Raw genomic sequence first — 17894 nt, 5'->3', positions numbered from 1 at the left:
TATTCTCTGCTGCTAAACCTTGCCTACAATTAGCAAAGTCTAGTCAATTCCTTTAGAGACTAAAGATATGGTTAGTTTCGTGAGTCTGTCTTGTCGCTGCAACCGTTCCCAATCCAGATGGGTTCGAGCGATCGCCCTAGGTGGACTCAGTGCTGTTACCTTTCAAAGCTGGTCGAGTACAGCGATCGCTCAAGTTCAGCCCGATACGACTCTTGGACCAGAGCAGTCAACCATCATTGAAGCACCGGAACGACTACGACTAGAAGGGGGAGCAGCTCGGGGAACAGTCCTATTTCACAGCTTTTCAGACTTTAATGTGGCAGCAGGACAGCAGGTTTACTTTGCCAATCCTGACAGCATCACGGATATCCTGATGCGAGTGACGGGCGATCAAGCGTCTGGCATCTTTGGCACTTTAGGCGTTGAGGGAGCAGCAAACCTAACGCTTATCAATCCTAATGGCATCTTGTTTGGGGAAACAGCTGAGTTGGACCTTGTCGGTTCGTTTGCCGCCACCACAGCCGATTCCGTTTGGGTCGAAGACTATCTTTTCAGCGCTGTTCAGCCCGAGGCGCCGCCGTTGCTAACCCTCAGCGTTGTGCCAGGCATTCAGTTTGGTGCCAATAGCCGCGATCGCACTATCGACAATCGGGCTGCACTTACTGTGGGCGATCAGCAGTCCCTCATTCTGCAAGGCGGCACGCTGAACAACACGGGGATACTGACCGCACCAGGTGGGCAAATAGCGTTAACCGGTGATGTAGTGAATACACCTGGAACTCTCAGGACTGCGAGTTCTGACGGCAATGGGGGAGCCGTTACCGTGTCAGCTCTTGGAGAGACCACCCTAGGCTCTGTAGATAGTCGTGGGTTACGGGGAATTGGAGGCGACATTGATGTCACCAGCCAGAATCGGAGCATGACCGTGAATGGCAATCTCCAAACTGACGGGAACGAGCAAGCTGGCAACATGACTCTGGTAGCTCCGGGGCAAATTGCGATTGACGGCGACCTCACTGCGGATGCCGTCGGTCCAGCGGGCGATATTACGCTTCAGGCTGGAGAAGATTTAGCATTGCGATCGCCCGAACCTCTCTTTAGTAGAGGTAATTTGCGATCCCAAGGATCGGTATCGGGAGCTATTAGCCTATCCAGCGGGGGAACTCTGTCAGCCGATAGCTTTCATGTTCGCGGTCGCACTAGCGGTGACGGAATAGGTGGCGATATTCGTCTGAATGCCCGAAGAATTGAGCTTGACCAAAGCGTTGTTTCCAATCTCACCCGTGATGAGTCACAGCTGCTGCTGGGTTTTGAACAGAATGGCGTGGGCGGCAGTGTTGTCGTAGAGGCGGTAGAAGACATCATTCTGCAAGACAGCGGGCTTTTCGCCAATGCCGACTATGGCACAGCGGACAGTGGTGATCTCACCCTCAATGCCCAACGGTTAGAGATGCGTCGTGACCCAGATTTTACGTTTCCTTTTTTAGGGGGCTTTGGGCTAGCCACCGTTGCTGACCTTGAGAGCACTGGAAATACGGGCGATTTACAAGTGACAGTGACCGATTCCATTCGTCTCACTGGGCCATTTCCAGGGCCGTTCACCCCAACGTTGGAAGAAATTCAGATCCTGATTGATGTGAGTCAGGGACTTTTCCTCGGTTCCCCGATTTACACCATTGCCTTTGGTGGCGGGAACTCAGGTGATCTGACTTTGCAAACGGGACAACTCATTCTGGAAGATGGCGGCGGGGTTGCGACCTCAGCCTTTTTCGGTAGCGGAGGTGAGTTGAGGGTGGAGGCCGACGCTATTACCCTACGAGGATTGGCCTCAATTGGGACAGGTACAAGCGCATTTGGAGAAAGCGCAGGGAATCTAGATATTCGCGCCAATCACCTGACCTTAACCGACGGTGCTGCAATTGCAACATCCTCTTTAGGGGCTGGGCAAGCAGGAAATCTTTCTCTGACGGTTCAACAGTTGAATGTGTTTGAGGGCAGTGCTATCTCTACGGCTACCTTTGGTCGTGGCGATGCGGGGCGGCTGACGGTTGACGCCAGTGACCAAGTGACCATTTTGGGGACAAATGCTGATGGGAGTTTTGCCAGCGCGATCGCGGCCAACTCCTATGGAGAAGGGAATGCTGCTACTCTCGACATCACCACAGATCAATTGGTCGTTCAGGATGGGGGCCGAATTTTGACGACGACGTCAGGCAGCGGCGCAGGGGCCGACATTCGCCTCGACGTCAATACGCTACAGCTTGACCAGGGACAGATTAACGCCTCCAGTACGACGGGTCAACGGGGCGGCGACATTCAGATCCAAGCGCGTGATTCAGTGGAACTGGTTGGCGATGGATCCAACAGAGCGATTCAGCAAGTGGTGGCTCCTGATTTTGGTGACGCGCTCACGATTGAAGATTCTTTTCAAGGAATTTTGACGATTTCAACGAACGACGGAGCGGCAGGTTCTATCCAAATTACGACTCCCCAAATGGTGGCTCGCAACGGTGCTCTAGTCAGCACCACAACGTTTGATCAGGGAACAGGGGGCGACATTGATATTATGAGCAACACGCTGCAACTGGACAACGCTTTTTTGGCGACGGGCACCTTTGGAAATGCCGCTTCTGGAAATATCACATTACAAACCAGACAGCTCCAGGCAAGCGGAGGATCACAAGCCATCACGACAACTTTTGGGTTGGGGCAAGCTGGGAATTTGACGGTTATCGCATCGGAATCCATTGATTTGATCGACCCCAGCGATACGGGTATCGCCAGTGGCCTATTTGCGTCGTCTTTTCAAGTGGCGACCGGCAGCGGGGGAGATATCTCAGTGGCGACCGGAGACTTTCGGATTCTGGACGGAGCCACTGTCACTGTCAGCGGCGAGGGAGAAGGAGATGCTGGGAATGTCGATATCGCGGCGCGATCGCTGCTCCTCGACCGAGGCTTTGTTACCGCCACCAGCGCTTCAGGCGAAGGCGGCAACCTGAACTTTCAAATTGACGACCTGCTGCTATTGCGGAACGGTAGCTTGATTTCTACCACAGCAGGACTGGCAGGAGCTGGGGGAAATGGCGGCAACATCACATTCAGCGATGGGTTTATTGTCGCCATCCCTGAAGAAGACAGTGACATCACTGCCGATGCCTTTGAAGGTCGGGGCGGCAACGTTTCTATTGCAACTGAAGGACTGTTTGGCATTGAGTTTCGCGATCGCCTAACGCCCCTAAGCGATATCACCGCCAGTTCCCGCTTTGGACTCGATGGCGAGGTCACGATTGAGTTGTTTAATCCAGATTTGCAAATTGCGGACCTAGAGTTACCGACCCTAACCCCGACTGAAGCCCTTATTATGGCTCGCTGTGCAGCACCGGCGAACGATGACAGCACTTTTGTCGTTACTGGGCGCGGCGGTTTACCGACCGATCCCCGTCAGACACTATCAGGTCAAGTGATTGTGCAAGACTGGCGACGATCCACTTCAGAGCCATCCTCGGTCACCTCTAACCCACTCCCTGCTGCCGGTGCCGCGACTGAGACCATGCCCGAAACACTCGTCATTGTGGAAGCCCAAGGGTGGCAAACAGATGAGGACGGAAACCTTTGGCTGACAGCCGAGGCTAACCAGTCAGCTATCTCGACGGTAGACTGCGATAACCTCAGTGCTTGGGCGGAATAACATGGGGCGATCGCTGCGCTACGGACTCTTAATGCTGCTGGCCTGGAGTTTTGTCTTGGCTAGCACCGCAACAACGTTTGCCCAATCCTCTCGCCTGGCTGAACCAGAAGCGTTAACCGTCAGCATTGAAGTTACGCAAGCAACCGCACAACTCGATCAGGCCCAGTCCAATCAGGCTCAGTCTAATCAGGTGCAACTGCTGCTGGAACAAGGACAACAGCGATATCAGGCGGAGCAGTTTGTGGCGGCGGTGTCCCTCTGGCAAGAAGCACTACCACTAGCCCGCTCTGAGACTGATCGCATTACGGTCAATAGCTACTTAGCACTGGCTTACCAAGCGTTGGGTCAAGTTTCGGCGGCTGAAGAGTCCCTTGGCTCTGCCCTGAGTCTACTTGGCACTGTCCAAAATCCCCTGTTGACAGCTCAAGTGCTCAATATTCAGGGTAGCCTGCAATTTCATCAGGGTCAGCCGCAAAATGCCTTGGCGATTTGGCAGCAAGCGGAAGAGAACTATCGGGCTGTAGACGACATAGCGGGCATCGTTCTCAGTCGGATTAATCAGATACAGGCCCTGCGATCGCTTGGCTACTATCCCCGAGCCCGCCGTTTGATCGTGGACCTACGTCAAGACATCGAAGCTCAGCCCAATTCTCTACTCAAAGCTCAGGGACTACAAACCATCGGCATCACCCTGAGAACAGTGGGAGAATCGGCGGCCTCCGAAGCGGTTCTCACCGAGAGTTTGACCATTGCCCAGTCATTCAACTCCCCTGAAGCCACAGCTCAAACTTTGTTTCAGCTCGGCAATACGGCTTTGGCAGCGGAGCATCCTGAAGCGGCGCTAGCTTGGTACCAACAGGCCCAGACGGATCTCTCTTCCGATTCTCGCCTCTGGCTCGAAATTGCGTTGAATGAACTGCGACTGCTCGCAAACACCGAACAGTGGGATGCAGTTGAGGTCCAATTACCCACTGTGCGATCGCGGCTCGATACGCTGGCCCCTAGTCGCTGGGGCATCTACGCCCATATCAATCTCGCCACGACCCTAGCATCTCAACGCTCTTCCTCCCTGCCTCAACCCCTACCCCTCCTCACGCGTGCCCTTCAACAGGCTCGCACCATCGAGGATGTGACAGCCGAAGCTTATGCCCTAGGACAGCTCGGCGAACTATATGAACAGGCCCACCAATGGTCAGAGGCACTAGCGTTGACTGATCAGGCGATTCAACTAGCCCAGCAAACGAGAGCCGATGAGATTGCCGCGAGTAACCAGTGGCAGCGGGGGCGGATTCTCAAAGCGTCAGGCAATGCCGATGGAGCCATTGCTGCTTACAATCAAGCCGTGACGCTACTAGAATCCCTCGACCAAGACTTAGTGGCGCTAAATTCTGAGGCTCAGTTCTCCTTTCGACAACAGGTCGAACCGGTCTATCGGCAACTGGTTCAGCTCCTGCTTCAGACTGTGGATACGCTACCGTCCGATCAGCAACAGCAGCGACTAGCGCGATCGCGAGAGGTCATCGAGTCTCTACAACTGGCGGAACTCGAAAACTTTTTTCGCGAAGCCTGCCTGACATATGTTCAACAACCCATTGACGAAATCGACCCGCAAGCTGCGGTGTTCTATCCGATCTTGCTCGGCGATCGCCTAGAGGTCATCCTGTCTTTGCCCGGTCAGCCGCTGCAACATTACGGCAACCCACTGCCACAAGAAACGGGACTCGAAACCTTCCTCGCCCTGCGGCAAGCCCTCAACCCCGCTTTTTTGGCATCAGAAGTCTTGCCCCCGGCCCAACAGTTCTACGACTGGCTGCTTCGTCCAGCAGAAACATCCCTGGAGCAGCAAGGGATTCAGCGTTTGGTGTTTGTTTTGGATGGCTACCTGCGCAGTGTGCCAATGGCTGTCTTGCACGACGGCAACCAGTTCTTAGTAGAACGCTATGGCCTTGCGCTGACGCCTGGACTCCAGCTTTTTGAATCACTCCAATCCAGCAATCAGGCACTCTCGGCCCTCGCCGCAGGCATTACAGTTCCTCGCCAAGGGTTCAATGCGCTGCCCGCTGTGGATACTGAAATTGCCCAAATTCAATCTCAACTCTCAACTCGGGTCTTGCTGAATCAGGACTTTACGGATACTAAGATGGCTGAAACGGTCGTGGAAAATCCGGTTTCTATCGTTCACTTAGCAACCCACGGACAATTCAGTTCCAAAGCTGACGAGACCTTTATCCTGACGTGGAGCGATCGCCTGCAACTGCGGGAACTAGAGGGACTGCTGCAACAGCGAGAACTTCAGACACCGTTAGAACTCCTCGTCTTAAGCGCCTGTCAGACAGCGAAAGGAGACGAACGAGCCGCGTTAGGAATGGCTGGCGTGGCAATTCGCTCCGGTGCGAGAAGCACAGTGGCCTCCCTCTGGTCTGTGCAAGACCAATCCACCGCCGAACTGATGACAGAATTCTATCGACAACTCACCCAGAACGATGTCACCCGGGCTGATGCATTGAGACGGGCCCAACTTTCGGTATTCCAGCGATCAAAATACGCCCATCCTTACTACTGGGCTCCCTTTGTCCTGATTGGTAATTGGTTGTAGATGACTGGTTTAGGGGCGATCGCTGAGTTTGAAGCGGCTCTTTGCCGAGGCATTTGATGTACCGCACAACGCGATGGGTCTAGCAGTGCTCTAGCTTTAGCTATCTAGGCTTGATACCCAATAGCATTGGGGTATCCGTATTGCCAGATGGCTTGCCGTTCTGGCAATACGGAATTGGCAACGGCTCTATAAAATCTTTGAGTAATGTCAAAGATATACGGAGGCTTTACGGTCTTCATCAGGTTTTTACGTAATTACCCTGAAAGGCACCAATAGCCAATGTATGTTGAGAGTGGCTAATGATTGGCGTTGCTGTTGCCAGTAGCTTGTTGTTGCCGCTGCCCCCTATTGCTAATTGAACTATGCATCCGGTGCGCTTTCGGTCTTGCCATTTGGCTTTGCAAACGTTGGCGTGGGTCACTGTCTTGCCCGTAACTAGTATGGCTCAGCAACCCCTAGCGAGTTTAGGGCCAACATCATCAGACGCCAACTCACCCGCTACAGCTTTACAGGATATTGTCTTCAACAGTGATTTTGAGCCACCGGGCACTGGACAACCCCGCGATACATCAGGAGCCGGATCGCGCGACGGCAACCGATGTAGTGCTAGCGAAGATCCTATCCAAGCATTCATGCCCGATCTCAATTTTGGCCTGACCCTGGCAGAGCAACCGACCATTTTTGTCGAGATCCCTGAAACTACTGCACAGCAGGTAGTGCTGACTCTGCGAGATGAGTCTGGGAGTTATTACGAACGCGCTTTCCTACCAATCGCTGAACAAGATGGCATATCCAGTTTTACTTTGCCGGAGCAAACCCCCCCGCTAACACCAGGTCATAATTATCAGTGGCACGTTGTGTTGGTCTGCGGAGAGACTGTCCAACCCGACGATCCGGTGTTGACTGGCTGGGTGCAGCGGGTAGAGTTGACAGCGGATCAAGCGCAAGAGCTGAGCGCACAAACGTCTCTTCTGGAGCAAGCCCAGTGGTATGCCGAAAGGGGATACTGGTACGAATTTGTGGGTGTTTTGGTAGACGAGGCGATCGCCGAACCCACTGATCTTGAACTTCAGAATTTTCTGCAATCACTGCTGTAGTGTAGCTTTAGCCCTCTAGTGGGTCATTTGTTGTTCATATTGCCCGCTTGTAGCCTTGTGCAGCTTGGTCGAGTACATCTCAGTGTCTTAAGGGAGCAGGGAATAGGGAATGGGGGTGCTTGATTCAAATGCATGCCGCTATCGTTCAGAATATCTAGGCAAGCAGCCGTTTTGAGAATGGCAAGGGTCATGCCAAATGCTCCACTAGGCTTGTGCACCCAATAATATCGCCGTCGCCAGTTCCGTCAGGACAAGACGACGGCTATAGTTCACCAAAACACCTCAAGGTGACGCTTTAAGCCACCCCTTCAGCTGAGTTGAGCGTCAAAACAAGGTCGTTGAAGTCAAAGTCTTTCCAGTCTTCAAAACGCCACACGTTTTCGTCTCGTTGGATCATCCCCATCCCCATGGCCGTATCATCAAGGGTGACCAGATTTTCGAGTTCGCCTCGAACCAGCAAGGCAGGTGCATAGTAAGCGCCTCCGGCAAGGACGAGTGTCTCGTCAATACTGGTGTTGGTGGTCTCCACAAAAATGTCGGCTCCATCCAACAGATTGCCGCGAACGGCGTCTTCATATCCCGCTTCGCCTGGCAGCAGGCCCTCAACGCGACCCTGAGCGTCTGTCTGGTAGAACTTCAAGATGTTGTCGAAGGCGGCTTCTCGACTGGTTGTGAGATCCAGCGCAACCTCTCCATCAAAGCCTGTCAGATCGATGAGAACGTCGTTGGTCGTGGCATCCAATAGCGTTGTGGTTACTTGATTGTTGTCGGGATCGGCGCGATAGTTTTTCCCATCGGCAAGCACCGTTGTGAAGGTCTCATTCCCTTCTTCGATGCCATCCGCGATCGCCTCAGACACGAGCGTTGCTTCAGTGGCCCCCTCAGCGATCGTGACGGCAAAGCCAGCGATGATTCCACCGTCCTCAAACTCAGACTCCACAAAGTTTGCCATGTCTTCACCGATAATCTCATGGGCGCGGCGTGTGGGGTGATACTCATCCCAGAAATAAAATTCATCGGGGTCGGGTCCTGCCACGGATTCGATCGGGAAAATGGGCTGATAGGGATCATCAACGTTGCTCAAACCAAATGCTTCAGGATTGTCACGAATGTCATCGCTAATTGCGACATGGTCATACAGCGCAATATCAACCCCAAGGTCTTGACTCAGTTCATCTAAAGCCCCAGGCAATAAAGCATTCACTTCATCGGTAAATGTGGCGGCTTCTGCAACCTGTCCAAACTCAATCACACCTGGCAGAATATCCAGGTCGGAAGAGTTCACGACAAGAAACTTTTCTGCACCCAGATCGGACAGCTGCAATACGCTCTCCGCAATATTTCCAACCGTGTCGACGGCAAGCGCTTCGACTGTGCCCGGCAAACCAAAATCAGCGTATTCAAACAGATCGTTGGCGGAAGCGAAGATGAAGTACAGCGCATCCGGATCGGCAGCTTGACCGGACAGATCCGCCGAAAACTGCTCAATTTGTCCCAAAACGCCCGTGTCTTCGATTGGATCAAGCCAGCTGTAGTAGTTGCCGTTGCCACTTTTACCGCCGCCAACTGCATAGTTGGTTAGACCCACTTCAAGGGTCTCTGACAGTACCTCAACAGCTGTAGGACCATTCGTCCAGCGTCCTTCAGCATCGTAGAGTCCCAGAGTAGGATCGGCTGGCAGAATGAAGGCATCTGGCACCCCGGCATTGACGGCTTCGGTAGAGAGTTCAAGCGATCGCCCATTTTCTGAATAGCTGTCGCCAAAGGCAATAACCCGAGAGATGGAGTCGTCGAACAGCGTCACCAATTCAAAATCAGCAATGTTGCTGCTGCCCTCTACAAAATAGTCAACATCGCCAGGGGCCGGATCTTTGTTCACTGTGATAGGCAGGAACACAGATAGGCCACCTTCTGGAGCAGGGTGATTGAGTGTAAAATTCCAGGTAAAGGTTTCTCCCTCTGCTATCATCACCTCGTCTGGTGCAATACCGACCGTAATAGTAGGTTCGCTGGGCAATAAGGCTGAAAAGACTTCGCTGGCATCAAAATCAATATTGTCGAAGCTGGGATCTAGGGAGACTAAGACGTTAGGAGGAAGTCCTTCAACCGCTTCTGTTTTTCCTTGCGTATCGCCAGGATCTGACTCTGTATCAACGTCAATGTGTAGGGGCGTTTCAGGGGAGAAGTCAGGTTCGCTGAGGTTGATTGCCGCAACTAAATCCCACACCGGATTGGGATCAAGATCGCTTTGAATGACGGCCAAAGCAAAGTCGAGAAATTCAGCCGCAATTAGGCTCTCAGGGGTGTCTGTCGCTAACCACGCTTCATAGTCTTCGCGATCGAATTCAACTTGGTTAGTCGCATCCAGGGGAGTGAGTTGAATTTTTAATCCCTGTTCGCCAAAATCAAAAACGTCTTGGGCTGCAACGGGATCCACCCAGATATTGAATTCTCCCTCCAGATTGGTAGAGAAAGGGGGAAAGGGTAAAACGGGTAGGTTGCCTTCTACAAAAACCGCACCGCCCATCACCTGAACGACTTCAATATTGTCAACAATAGACGGATCCCGACGGAGCGCTTCGGCAATATTAGTCAAAGGCCCCGTTGCCAGAATTGCCACAGGTTCGGGTGAATTGTTGATGGTCTCGATGATCAGATCAACGGCGTCATCACGCACGACAATAGTGGGATCGGCCTCTTCGGGTAGGGTTACAAACGGTGCCCAAAACGTATCTGAACCGTCGCGAATAAAATCAGGAAACTCATTGTTGCCTTCCAAAGGAGTGGCTCTGCCAACGCCAATGGGAATGTCGGTATCTCCCGTACGGGTCAGCATTTTGGCAAGGTTATCAGCAAAAATTTCGGGACGAGCGATGCCTTGAGAAATGGTGATGGCTTGCAGATCGAATTTGGGATTCTCCAGCATGTAGGCAAGCGCGGTCATTCCATCTTGACTACCATCATCATCAAAAATGAGGGGAATAACCGGATTTAATTCTTGATCTGGCATTATTAATCAGCCTTTAACTTAAAATTAACATCGCAAAAATTGCACCCAGACATGGGTAATAGGTGCACAACCTATTGAGACAATTGAAGTGCACAATAATTCAATTGAAATTGAGAAAATCGAAAGTTAGATTAGAGCAATTTCAGCGTTGAAGGAGTTCCATGACACTCACTTCGGTCAAAAATTATGATACTGGAACAATCTCCGTAGAAGGGTAATATTAGTAAGTTGTCTAAGCTAAGTTTTGTAGCAATCTGAACAATAGTGCTGCGTGCTTACACGGCAACTCTTGTTTAAAGAACTCAGTTAGCATTCATTTTATAGAGTCACTGATCTTAGGGCTTTTTACATCGTCAGTGTGAACAAATTGAGCTTTTCAAACCGTGTTAAAGACTTTGCATAGGACGTCGAGAAATTTGGCTTTTGATCTCTTGAAAGATTTTTTCCCTGCATGATGTTATCGGCTTGCTTAGGTAAGAAAAGGTAGAAAAGTTATCTTTTGTCAGGATCGTGATTGATTCAATAATGACCTTGTCGAAGATTCGATTATGATAATGAGACGATTTAGAGCTAGTAGCGAAGGCTGTTTACTAGACAATCGGGTCGAGCCGAGTTGAAATCCGCCAGGCGATCGCCGCAGTTTTTTTCTGATGGATGCAGATAGCCTCGTTCATGCCGTAGAAGAGCTTTTGCAGCGACGTTTAGAGGCGCTTGAGCGGTTCGTTTTGTGTCAGTCCTGGCTGAAGCGTACTTATGCTCAGATGGCGCATGAGTCGAGCTATGGCCCAGAGTATGTCAAGCAGATAGGGTCCAAGCTCTGGTCAGAGATCTCTGTTGCTATGAACGAGACGGTGAGCAAAAAGAATATTCATCTGGTGTTTACCCCATATTTTCAAAATTTATCCAGCAATCAGCAGCCGTCGTCTGTTCAAACAGGTTCACTCACCGCTGTGTCCAAGTCGTCTGATTCCTCTAGTGAAGTCCTCGCTGCTAACGATTATGGCGATTTCACGGTGCCCTCAGGACCAGTGCCCCTGAATTCATCGTTATATATTCAACGGTTGCCTTTGGAAACGATCGCGTTTCACGAACTGGAACAGCCAGGCTGTTTGTTAAAAATCAAGGCTCCCCGTCGTATGGGTAAAAGTTCTTTGCTGAATCGGCTGCTGGCCCATAGCTCGACTCGGGGTCACCGCACTGTGAAGCTGAACTTGCAAGAAGTGGACGAAGCTTGCTTTGCCAGTTTGGATAAGTTCCTACGCTGGTTTTGTGCCAACCTGAGTGGGCAGTTGGGATTGCCGTCTCAAGTGGATGCACTATGGGACGATGACATGGGTAGTAAGGTCAACTGCAAGCTTTACATCGAACGGTGTGTGCTGGCCAACTTGACGGCTCCATTGGTATTGGGAATCGATGAGCTGAACCGTATTTTTGAATATGCCGCGATCGCCAATGACTTTTTGCCTATGGTGAGAGTGTGGTACGAGCAGTCCAAGGATGATTCGCTTTGGCAGAAGCTGCGTCTAGTACTGGTCCACGGCACTGATTTCTACGTGCCTTTGAAAATTAATCAGTCCCCCTTCAATGTAGGCTTGTCCATCGTCCTTCCCTCGTTTACGCTGGCTCAGCTACATGAACTCGCTCATCAATATGGCCTGACCTCGCTAACCCAAGGTCAAGGGCCGTGGCATCTCAAAGCGCTGCATCACTTGACCAACGGTCATCCTTATCTTGCCAGTTTGGTTTTTTATGCATTGCAACAGCCGCAGACCTCTTTGGCAGAGATTTTGGAGACAGCAGCAACACCCATCGGGATTTATCGCCAGCATCTGCAACGCTATTTAGCTACCTTACAAAGCGATCCGGAACTGGCTGATGTCTACTCAAAGGTGGTCAATGCTGAGGAGGGCGTGAGGTTGGATGCGATTGCGGCTTATCGGCTAGAAAGCTTTGGTCTGATTCGCTTTGAAAATGATCTCTTCAAACCTGCCTGTGAGTTGTATCGGCTCTATTTTCAGAATCAACTGGCTGCATCGACTTCATGACTTATGCGATATCAAGTGGGTGGCACCTTGGTTGCCACCGATCCAACTTATGTCGAACGGCAGGCCGATACCGATCTTTATCAAGCCTTGGAAGCTGGTGAGTTTTGTTATGTGCTGAACTCCCGGCAAATGGGCAAATCTTCGCTGATGGTGCGGACGAAGTATCGGCTCCAGCAAGAAGGACACCGCTGCATCACCGTAGACTTGACCAACATTGGCAGTGAAACTGTTACGCCTACTCAGTGGTACAAGGGATTGATAGCTGAGCTATGGTCGGGCTTTCGGCTGTTTGACAAGGTGAATTTTCGCGATTGGTGGCAACAGCATGATGATCTGTCACTGCCACAAAAGCTAAGCCAGTTTATTGCCGATGTTTTACTAGGTCGACATCCCGAAGACCGCTTCTATATCTTTTTTGATGAGGTTGATAGCATTCTAGGGCTGTCCTTCTCAATTGATGACTTTTTTGCCCTCATTCGCTATTGCTACAACCGGCGGGCCGTCGATGCTCGCTATTGCCGGATTGCGTTCGCCATTTTTGGCGTTGCTTCTCCGTCTACGCTCATTCAAGACAAACAGCGAACGCCGTTCAACATTGGCCGAGCCATTTCCCTGAACGGCTTTTCGCTCAGTGAAGCTCAGCCTTTAGCGACAGGACTTCAGAGGGCAGGAGCCGCTCCACAACAGGTATTAGCGACCGTACTCAGATGGACTGGGGGACAACCTTTACTGACGCAAAAACTCTGTTCCCTACTGATTCAGGAGCATCAGTCAGCCTATCTCACCGACCCTGAAAGCCTAGAAGAAGCGATCAGCCCAATTCACAAACCAGCGGTCGAAAGCTGGATTGATCAGGTCGTTGCAACCCACATCATTGCTCATTGGGAGAGCAACGATGAGCCAGAGCATCTACGCACAATTCGCGATCGCATCCTCTATCAGCCCACTATGACCAGTCGCATTTTGGGACTTTATCAGCAGATTCTTACGATCAGAGACGTTCCTTTAGATTCCAGTCCTGAGCAAATCGAGCTGCTGCTTTCAGGACTGGTTGTTTCTCAATCAGGGCAACTTCAAGTCAAAAATCGTATTTATCAGGCCGTCTTCGATGAAAACTGGGTCGCTAAGCAACTCAGTCACCTGCGTCCCTATGCTGAAACATTCAATACTTGGATAGCATCCCGTCAGCAAGATACCCGCTGTCTGCTGGAGGGGCTTGCTCTCAAGGAGGCGATCGCTTGGGCCGATCAGAAACAGCTCAGCGACTTAGATTATCGATTTTTGAGAGCTAGTCAATTGCAAGAACAGCAGCGCGTTGAGGCACGCTTAAACCAAGAACAACAAGAACGCCAGCAAGCCGAATTCGCTTTGTGGGCTGCTAAGGAAGCGAATCAGGTCCTCGCCCATGCGCAGCGTGTCAGTCAACAGCGGGCCAAGCGTCTGCGACCTCACCTCAGGTGGACTGCTGTATTAGGCGGGGCGATCGCCAGTTTGACGTTGCTGCTGCGTCTAACCGGATGGCTAGAGGGAATGGAATGGGCAGTGCTGGATAGGTTTTTTCAGCTGCGCCATGGAGCTGAAACCGTTGATCCTTATATCACCGTAATTACGATCAACGAACCTGATTTGCAACAGATTGGACGTTTCCCGATTCCTGATCAAGTGCTGGCCGAGACTTTGCAATCCTTGAATGCTCAGCAACCGCGCCTGATTGGTCTTGACTTGTATCGTGATTTGCCTGTACAGCCGGGGACCGACCAACTCAACCAGCTATTTGCCGCACTGCCTAACCTTATCGGCATCGAGAAAACGGTCGGCAGTCAGGTTGCTCCGCCCCCCTCATTGGCCGTTAGCGATCGCATCGGTTTTGCTGACTTGGTGCTAGACAGCGATGGAAAAGTGCGTCGGGCATTGCTGTCAGTTCGTAGCGAAGAGGGTGAAACGCAGCAGGGGTTGGGGCTGAGGTTGGCAGTTGCCTATCTAGAGGCTGAAGGGATATTTCCTGAATCGCTGCCAAACCAACCTCATAGCATAAGGCTGGGCCAGTCCACCCTACGGCCTTTTCGTCGGTATGACGGAGGCTACATCCGGGCAGACGACGGAGGCTATCAAATCTTGATGAACTATCGCGGTAACTTGTCCAAATTTCAAACCTTTTCGATTAATCAGGTCCTGGCCGGAGAGGTCCCTGAGGAGGCTGTGCGCGATCGTATTCTTCTCATCGGGTCCACTGCTGAAAGCATCAACGATTTGTTTCGAACACCCTACAGCCGCAGTTGGTTTGGGGCCTCTGAACAGATGGCGGGAGTCACGATTCATGCCAATATCATCAGTCAGCTCTTAGCGGGAGCAATCGACGGGCGTCCTTTACTGAATACCTGGTCAGAACCTGGGGAATGGCTGTGGATTTGGGGATGGACGACAGCGGGTGCCGTTGCCGCTTGGGGGCTAAAGCTGATCAGACGAATTGCGATCGCGAGTCTAGTGGGGGCGATCGTTCTGCTTGTTGTCAGCTATCTCAGCTTTCTGGCAGGCTGGTGGATTCCTGTCGTCCCAGCAGTCCTGGGATGGATTACCGCCTGCTTATCGTTTCCGCTGATCGCCGCTCGGCGCTCAAAACGCATTCAGCTTCAGCAAACCGTTCAACAACTCGGGCTGCTTAGCCGAGAACAACCTGCTGTTGCCCAAATCGCCTTGGAGTTTTTGAAGCAGACGGAAAGCAAAGAAAACCAAGCGACGATTCATGCTTTTTGGGACAATGCTTCAGATTAATAGACAGCTTTCATGGCGATTTCTTTGTTAGAAAATAAAAATACTGGCTGCGGGCATTACGCTGCGCTAACAATACCCAACCAGCGGTCAATGCTTGCATGAAGATCCTTTAAACAACACGAGTAAGGCTGCTGTATGTCGCACTCGACCGGTACATAACGACCCTGTCGATAGGCATGGGCATGGGCTAAACTCGCTTGTCTTACTTTTCTCACGTTGAGGTCTTTGAAAGAGCCTATTTTCATTACTTTTTCCAACTTCGATTGCCGGATCTTTTTTGATATTCTCGGTCAATGTTGGCTTTGCTTAAAAGTCATCATTAGGATTTAGGCCCTGTTTCATGGCCCGAGGACCTTTTGACGCCAGAGGTATAGCCGTCGTCAGTTCTGTTAAGGACATCTAGCGATGTGCTGAGCACCCGTTTGTGTATGAGCCAGAGGGCTGAAGCCATACCACTAGCTTTACGGTGCTGTATGAAGCGGCGGCAGAAAGGACCTAAAGGAAGAGCCTGTCACGAGCAACTAGATGCTTTGAAGTTCTAGGAATCGTCCAGTCAGAAATGCAATTTTTGTGAGTTGATGGTTAACCTGCAAGCTTCTCCCTACATTTGGCGATCGCAGCCGGGCTACTTGAGTGAAAGTGGTTCGGGTTTCGAATCTATTCATATCTTGCTGGGCCGATTTCTGGCTGATCGTCATAGCCCCAGCCCACTCATGCATCGATCTGTGGTGGAGCACAATCCTGAGTTTGCTTGGGGGCAGGGGCAGCCTTTGGAAAAGGTGATCGATTCTCAAGCCGCCTTCGAACAACTATTGATGAATCCACAGCTCTATCGCAATGCGATCGCAGTCATTGAACCTTGGGAGCATGTGGGCCATAACCCGCTGGGTGAACATGTCCGGGCATCTATCAACGTGGCCTATCTAGCGCAAGTCATTGCCGATTGTGACACCGTTTTGTTTCCGCTCTGGTCATCCGGGGTGTTTGATCTCGACAAGCTGACGGCGGTGTTGGCGTCTGGTTTAGCGATCGTGATGGAAGGCGGTGATCCTTCCCTGCGAGACCCGACAACCTTTGCTGGGTCCCGATGCTCGCACGACGATTTGATTGCGGTGACGGAAAGGATTTTGCTGTCGCGATCGCCTACCAGTGCGCCCGCCATCTTTATCTGTTTGGGACATCAGCTTGCAGCTCAAGCCCATATCAGCCTGCTACAAAAAGCGGTTCAAGCAGTGCTGACGTCAGGTCCCCTTGTCGGAGATGCGAAAGGAAAATCGCTGCGATCGCTGCAGCGGGTTTGTGAGCGTATTCAGTCTGTGGGGCAATCGCTTCCCATTTTGAAGAAAACCGGACGGCAGGTAGCTAACGGCTGGACTCATCCAGAATTTGCAGTAGCCAAAAATGAATCGCAGGAAGTGGGCGATCGTCAGCTGTTGCACTATCAGTCTCCTGATGCCGAGACGTCAGCGATTCCTGAAGAGCTGACGACTGCCCATGAAATTACAGCTGATCAACATGAAGGCATCATCGACACGACCATTGAGTACGAACATGAACTCAACATCGCCATGTTCCATTCCGATGAGGTGAACGAAGAGGCAATTCTCTTTGCGAACTGGGCCTATCGGTTGATTCATGATGCCCTGATTCCCTGTCGCCATGTGGTGGCTAATAGCTCGTTATCCTGGCTCATTCGTCTGCCCGATGCGATTGAGATTCTTTGTTCGACAGCAGAGCACGGTGAGGTGGTGACCGAGTGCTCTGCCACTTGCATCAACTACATCGATTTCGAAACGCGGAAAGTGCGGCGATCGTTTACTTGTCAGTTCCATCCTGAACTGCTGTCTGACCTGCGAGTAGTCGGCGTGCGGGAACCACCTACCTACGCAGAGCTGAAGCAAGACGATGGAGCGCGGCTGTTTATGCGACTCCTCTATGCCGGCATGCAGGAGTAACCCCCATTGCTGAAATTCTTTGTTTCCAACGCTTGAAATGAAAGAGTTGAATATGCTCAGCAATCCCACAAAATCCCGCTCCGCACCACTAATGTGATGCCCTTTGTCTTGCAAATCAAGGAGCTTTCAAGTTATGCCTCCGAATCTTTCTGCAGATCGTCAGCATGAGTTTAGAGAAATCTATACCCTATTTGACGCCAACAACGATGGCTATCTGACCGAGCAGGAAATTGCTGACGCGCTAGAGGTCTTAGGACGGGGAATTACGCCTCGGGACCGTAGTCAACTATTGAACAAAGCCAGCGCCGCTGTCCAAGGGGACTTGAGATATTTTTTCAATCAGATTGATGTCAATCAGAGTGGCACCCTATCGGTGCAAGAATTGACCGCACATCTGCGCCAAACGGGACAATTTTCATCTGAGACAGAATTGGCTTATTTGTTTAACTGCATTGATAGAGATGGCAGCGGCGAGATTGACTTTGAAGAGTTTGGCGAGCTGATGCTGCGGCATCGTCGGCTGATGGCTAATTATGAGGAATTTACGACATACTTCTTGCCCATTCATGCTGACGGTGATGATGCGATCAGTCTTAAAGAAATGAATTTGGCTATGCGCAGTGTCGGTGAGGCGCATTTGTCAGAACAGGAATCGGCGCAGCTGAAAGCGCAGATACAATCGTTGCCGCTGACCTGGACTCGCTTTATCGAGATGTTGTTATTGACTTAGC

9 protein-coding genes are annotated in these 17894 nt (G+C 51.4%); 7 read left to right on the top strand and 2 right to left on the bottom strand.

The window, feature by feature from the left end; all coding sequences use genetic code 11:
* Positions 1 to 67: 67 nt before the first annotated feature.
* Together PN498_RS16130 and PN498_RS16125 are read left to right on the top strand one after the other, a co-directional pair.
* Positions 68 to 3688 carry a two-partner secretion domain-containing protein gene (locus tag PN498_RS16130; protein WP_272063936.1) on the top strand — a complete coding sequence of 1207 codons (3621 nt, stop codon included), beginning with the start codon at positions 68 to 70 and terminating at the stop codon, positions 3686 to 3688.
* Positions 3672 to 6284 (top strand): CHAT domain-containing protein, encoded by a 2613-nt coding sequence (locus PN498_RS16125; RefSeq protein ID WP_272063934.1) that lies wholly within the window; start codon positions 3672 to 3674, stop codon positions 6282 to 6284. The genes PN498_RS16130 and PN498_RS16125 overlap by 17 nt, the downstream gene beginning before the upstream one ends.
* A 104-nt stretch (positions 6285 to 6388) precedes the next feature.
* Here PN498_RS16125 and PN498_RS16120 read toward each other — a convergent pair whose 3' ends face one another.
* A complete protein-coding gene (locus PN498_RS16120; protein WP_272063932.1) occupies positions 6389 to 6523 on the bottom strand; it encodes a hypothetical protein in 135 nt (44 codons plus the stop codon).
* A gap of 201 nt (positions 6524 to 6724) precedes the next feature.
* Here PN498_RS16120 and PN498_RS16115 point away from each other — a divergent pair, with 201 nt between their 5' ends.
* Positions 6725 to 7381, top strand: a complete 657-nt coding sequence (locus PN498_RS16115; RefSeq protein WP_272063931.1) for a DUF928 domain-containing protein — start codon at positions 6725 to 6727, stop codon at positions 7379 to 7381.
* 295 nt (positions 7382 to 7676) lie between these two features.
* On the opposite strand, the gene PN498_RS16110 is transcribed toward PN498_RS16115, so the two are convergent.
* Positions 7677 to 10391, bottom strand: a complete 2715-nt coding sequence (locus PN498_RS16110) for a nucleoside hydrolase (RefSeq protein ID WP_272063926.1) — start codon at positions 10389 to 10391, stop codon at positions 7677 to 7679.
* Positions 10392 to 11041: 650 nt separating this feature from the next.
* Here PN498_RS16110 and PN498_RS16105 point away from each other — a divergent pair.
* The 4 genes from PN498_RS16105 (at position 11042) to PN498_RS16090 (ending at position 17893) form a co-directional block, all read left to right on the top strand.
* Complete coding sequence (locus tag PN498_RS16105; RefSeq protein ID WP_272063925.1) at positions 11042 to 12436, top strand: AAA-like domain-containing protein; 1395 nt, start codon at positions 11042 to 11044, stop codon at positions 12434 to 12436.
* Positions 12437 to 12439: 3 nt separating this feature from the next.
* Positions 12440 to 15208, top strand: a complete 2769-nt coding sequence (locus tag PN498_RS16100; protein ID WP_272063924.1) for a CHASE2 domain-containing protein — start codon at positions 12440 to 12442, stop codon at positions 15206 to 15208.
* Positions 15209 to 15786: 578 nt separating this feature from the next.
* Entirely contained in the window at positions 15787 to 17163 is a 1377-nt protein-coding gene (locus PN498_RS16095) for a hypothetical protein (protein WP_272063922.1), read from the top strand.
* A gap of 133 nt (positions 17164 to 17296) precedes the next feature.
* A complete protein-coding gene (locus PN498_RS16090; RefSeq protein ID WP_272063920.1) occupies positions 17297 to 17893 on the top strand; it encodes an EF-hand domain-containing protein in 597 nt (198 codons plus the stop codon).
* Position 17894: the final 1 nt, after the last annotated feature.

The sequence above is a fragment of the Oscillatoria sp. CS-180 genome, from assembly GCF_028330965.1.
Classification (GTDB): Bacteria; Cyanobacteriota; Cyanobacteriia; order Phormidesmidales; family Phormidesmidaceae; genus Halomicronema.
This window is presented reverse-complemented; position numbering and strand designations above follow the sequence as displayed.

Excerpts from the sequence above, each read along its gene's own strand:
- PN498_RS16115 (WP_272063931.1), top strand. The coding sequence starts at position 6,725 with ATGGCTCAGCAACCCCTAGCGAGTTTAGGGCCAACATCATCAGACGCC.
- PN498_RS16095 (WP_272063922.1), top strand. The coding sequence starts at position 15,787 with ATGGTTAACCTGCAAGCTTCTCCCTACATTTGGCGATCGCAGCCGGGC.
- PN498_RS16120 (WP_272063932.1), bottom strand. The coding sequence starts at position 6,523 with ATGAAGACCGTAAAGCCTCCGTATATCTTTGACATTACTCAAAGATTT.
- PN498_RS16105 (WP_272063925.1), top strand. The coding sequence starts at position 11,042 with ATGGATGCAGATAGCCTCGTTCATGCCGTAGAAGAGCTTTTGCAGCGA.
- PN498_RS16090 (WP_272063920.1), top strand. The coding sequence starts at position 17,297 with ATGCCTCCGAATCTTTCTGCAGATCGTCAGCATGAGTTTAGAGAAATC.
- PN498_RS16130 (WP_272063936.1), top strand. The coding sequence starts at position 68 with ATGGTTAGTTTCGTGAGTCTGTCTTGTCGCTGCAACCGTTCCCAATCC.
- PN498_RS16110 (WP_272063926.1), bottom strand. The coding sequence starts at position 10,391 with ATGCCAGATCAAGAATTAAATCCGGTTATTCCCCTCATTTTTGATGAT.
- PN498_RS16100 (WP_272063924.1), top strand. The coding sequence starts at position 12,440 with ATGCGATATCAAGTGGGTGGCACCTTGGTTGCCACCGATCCAACTTAT.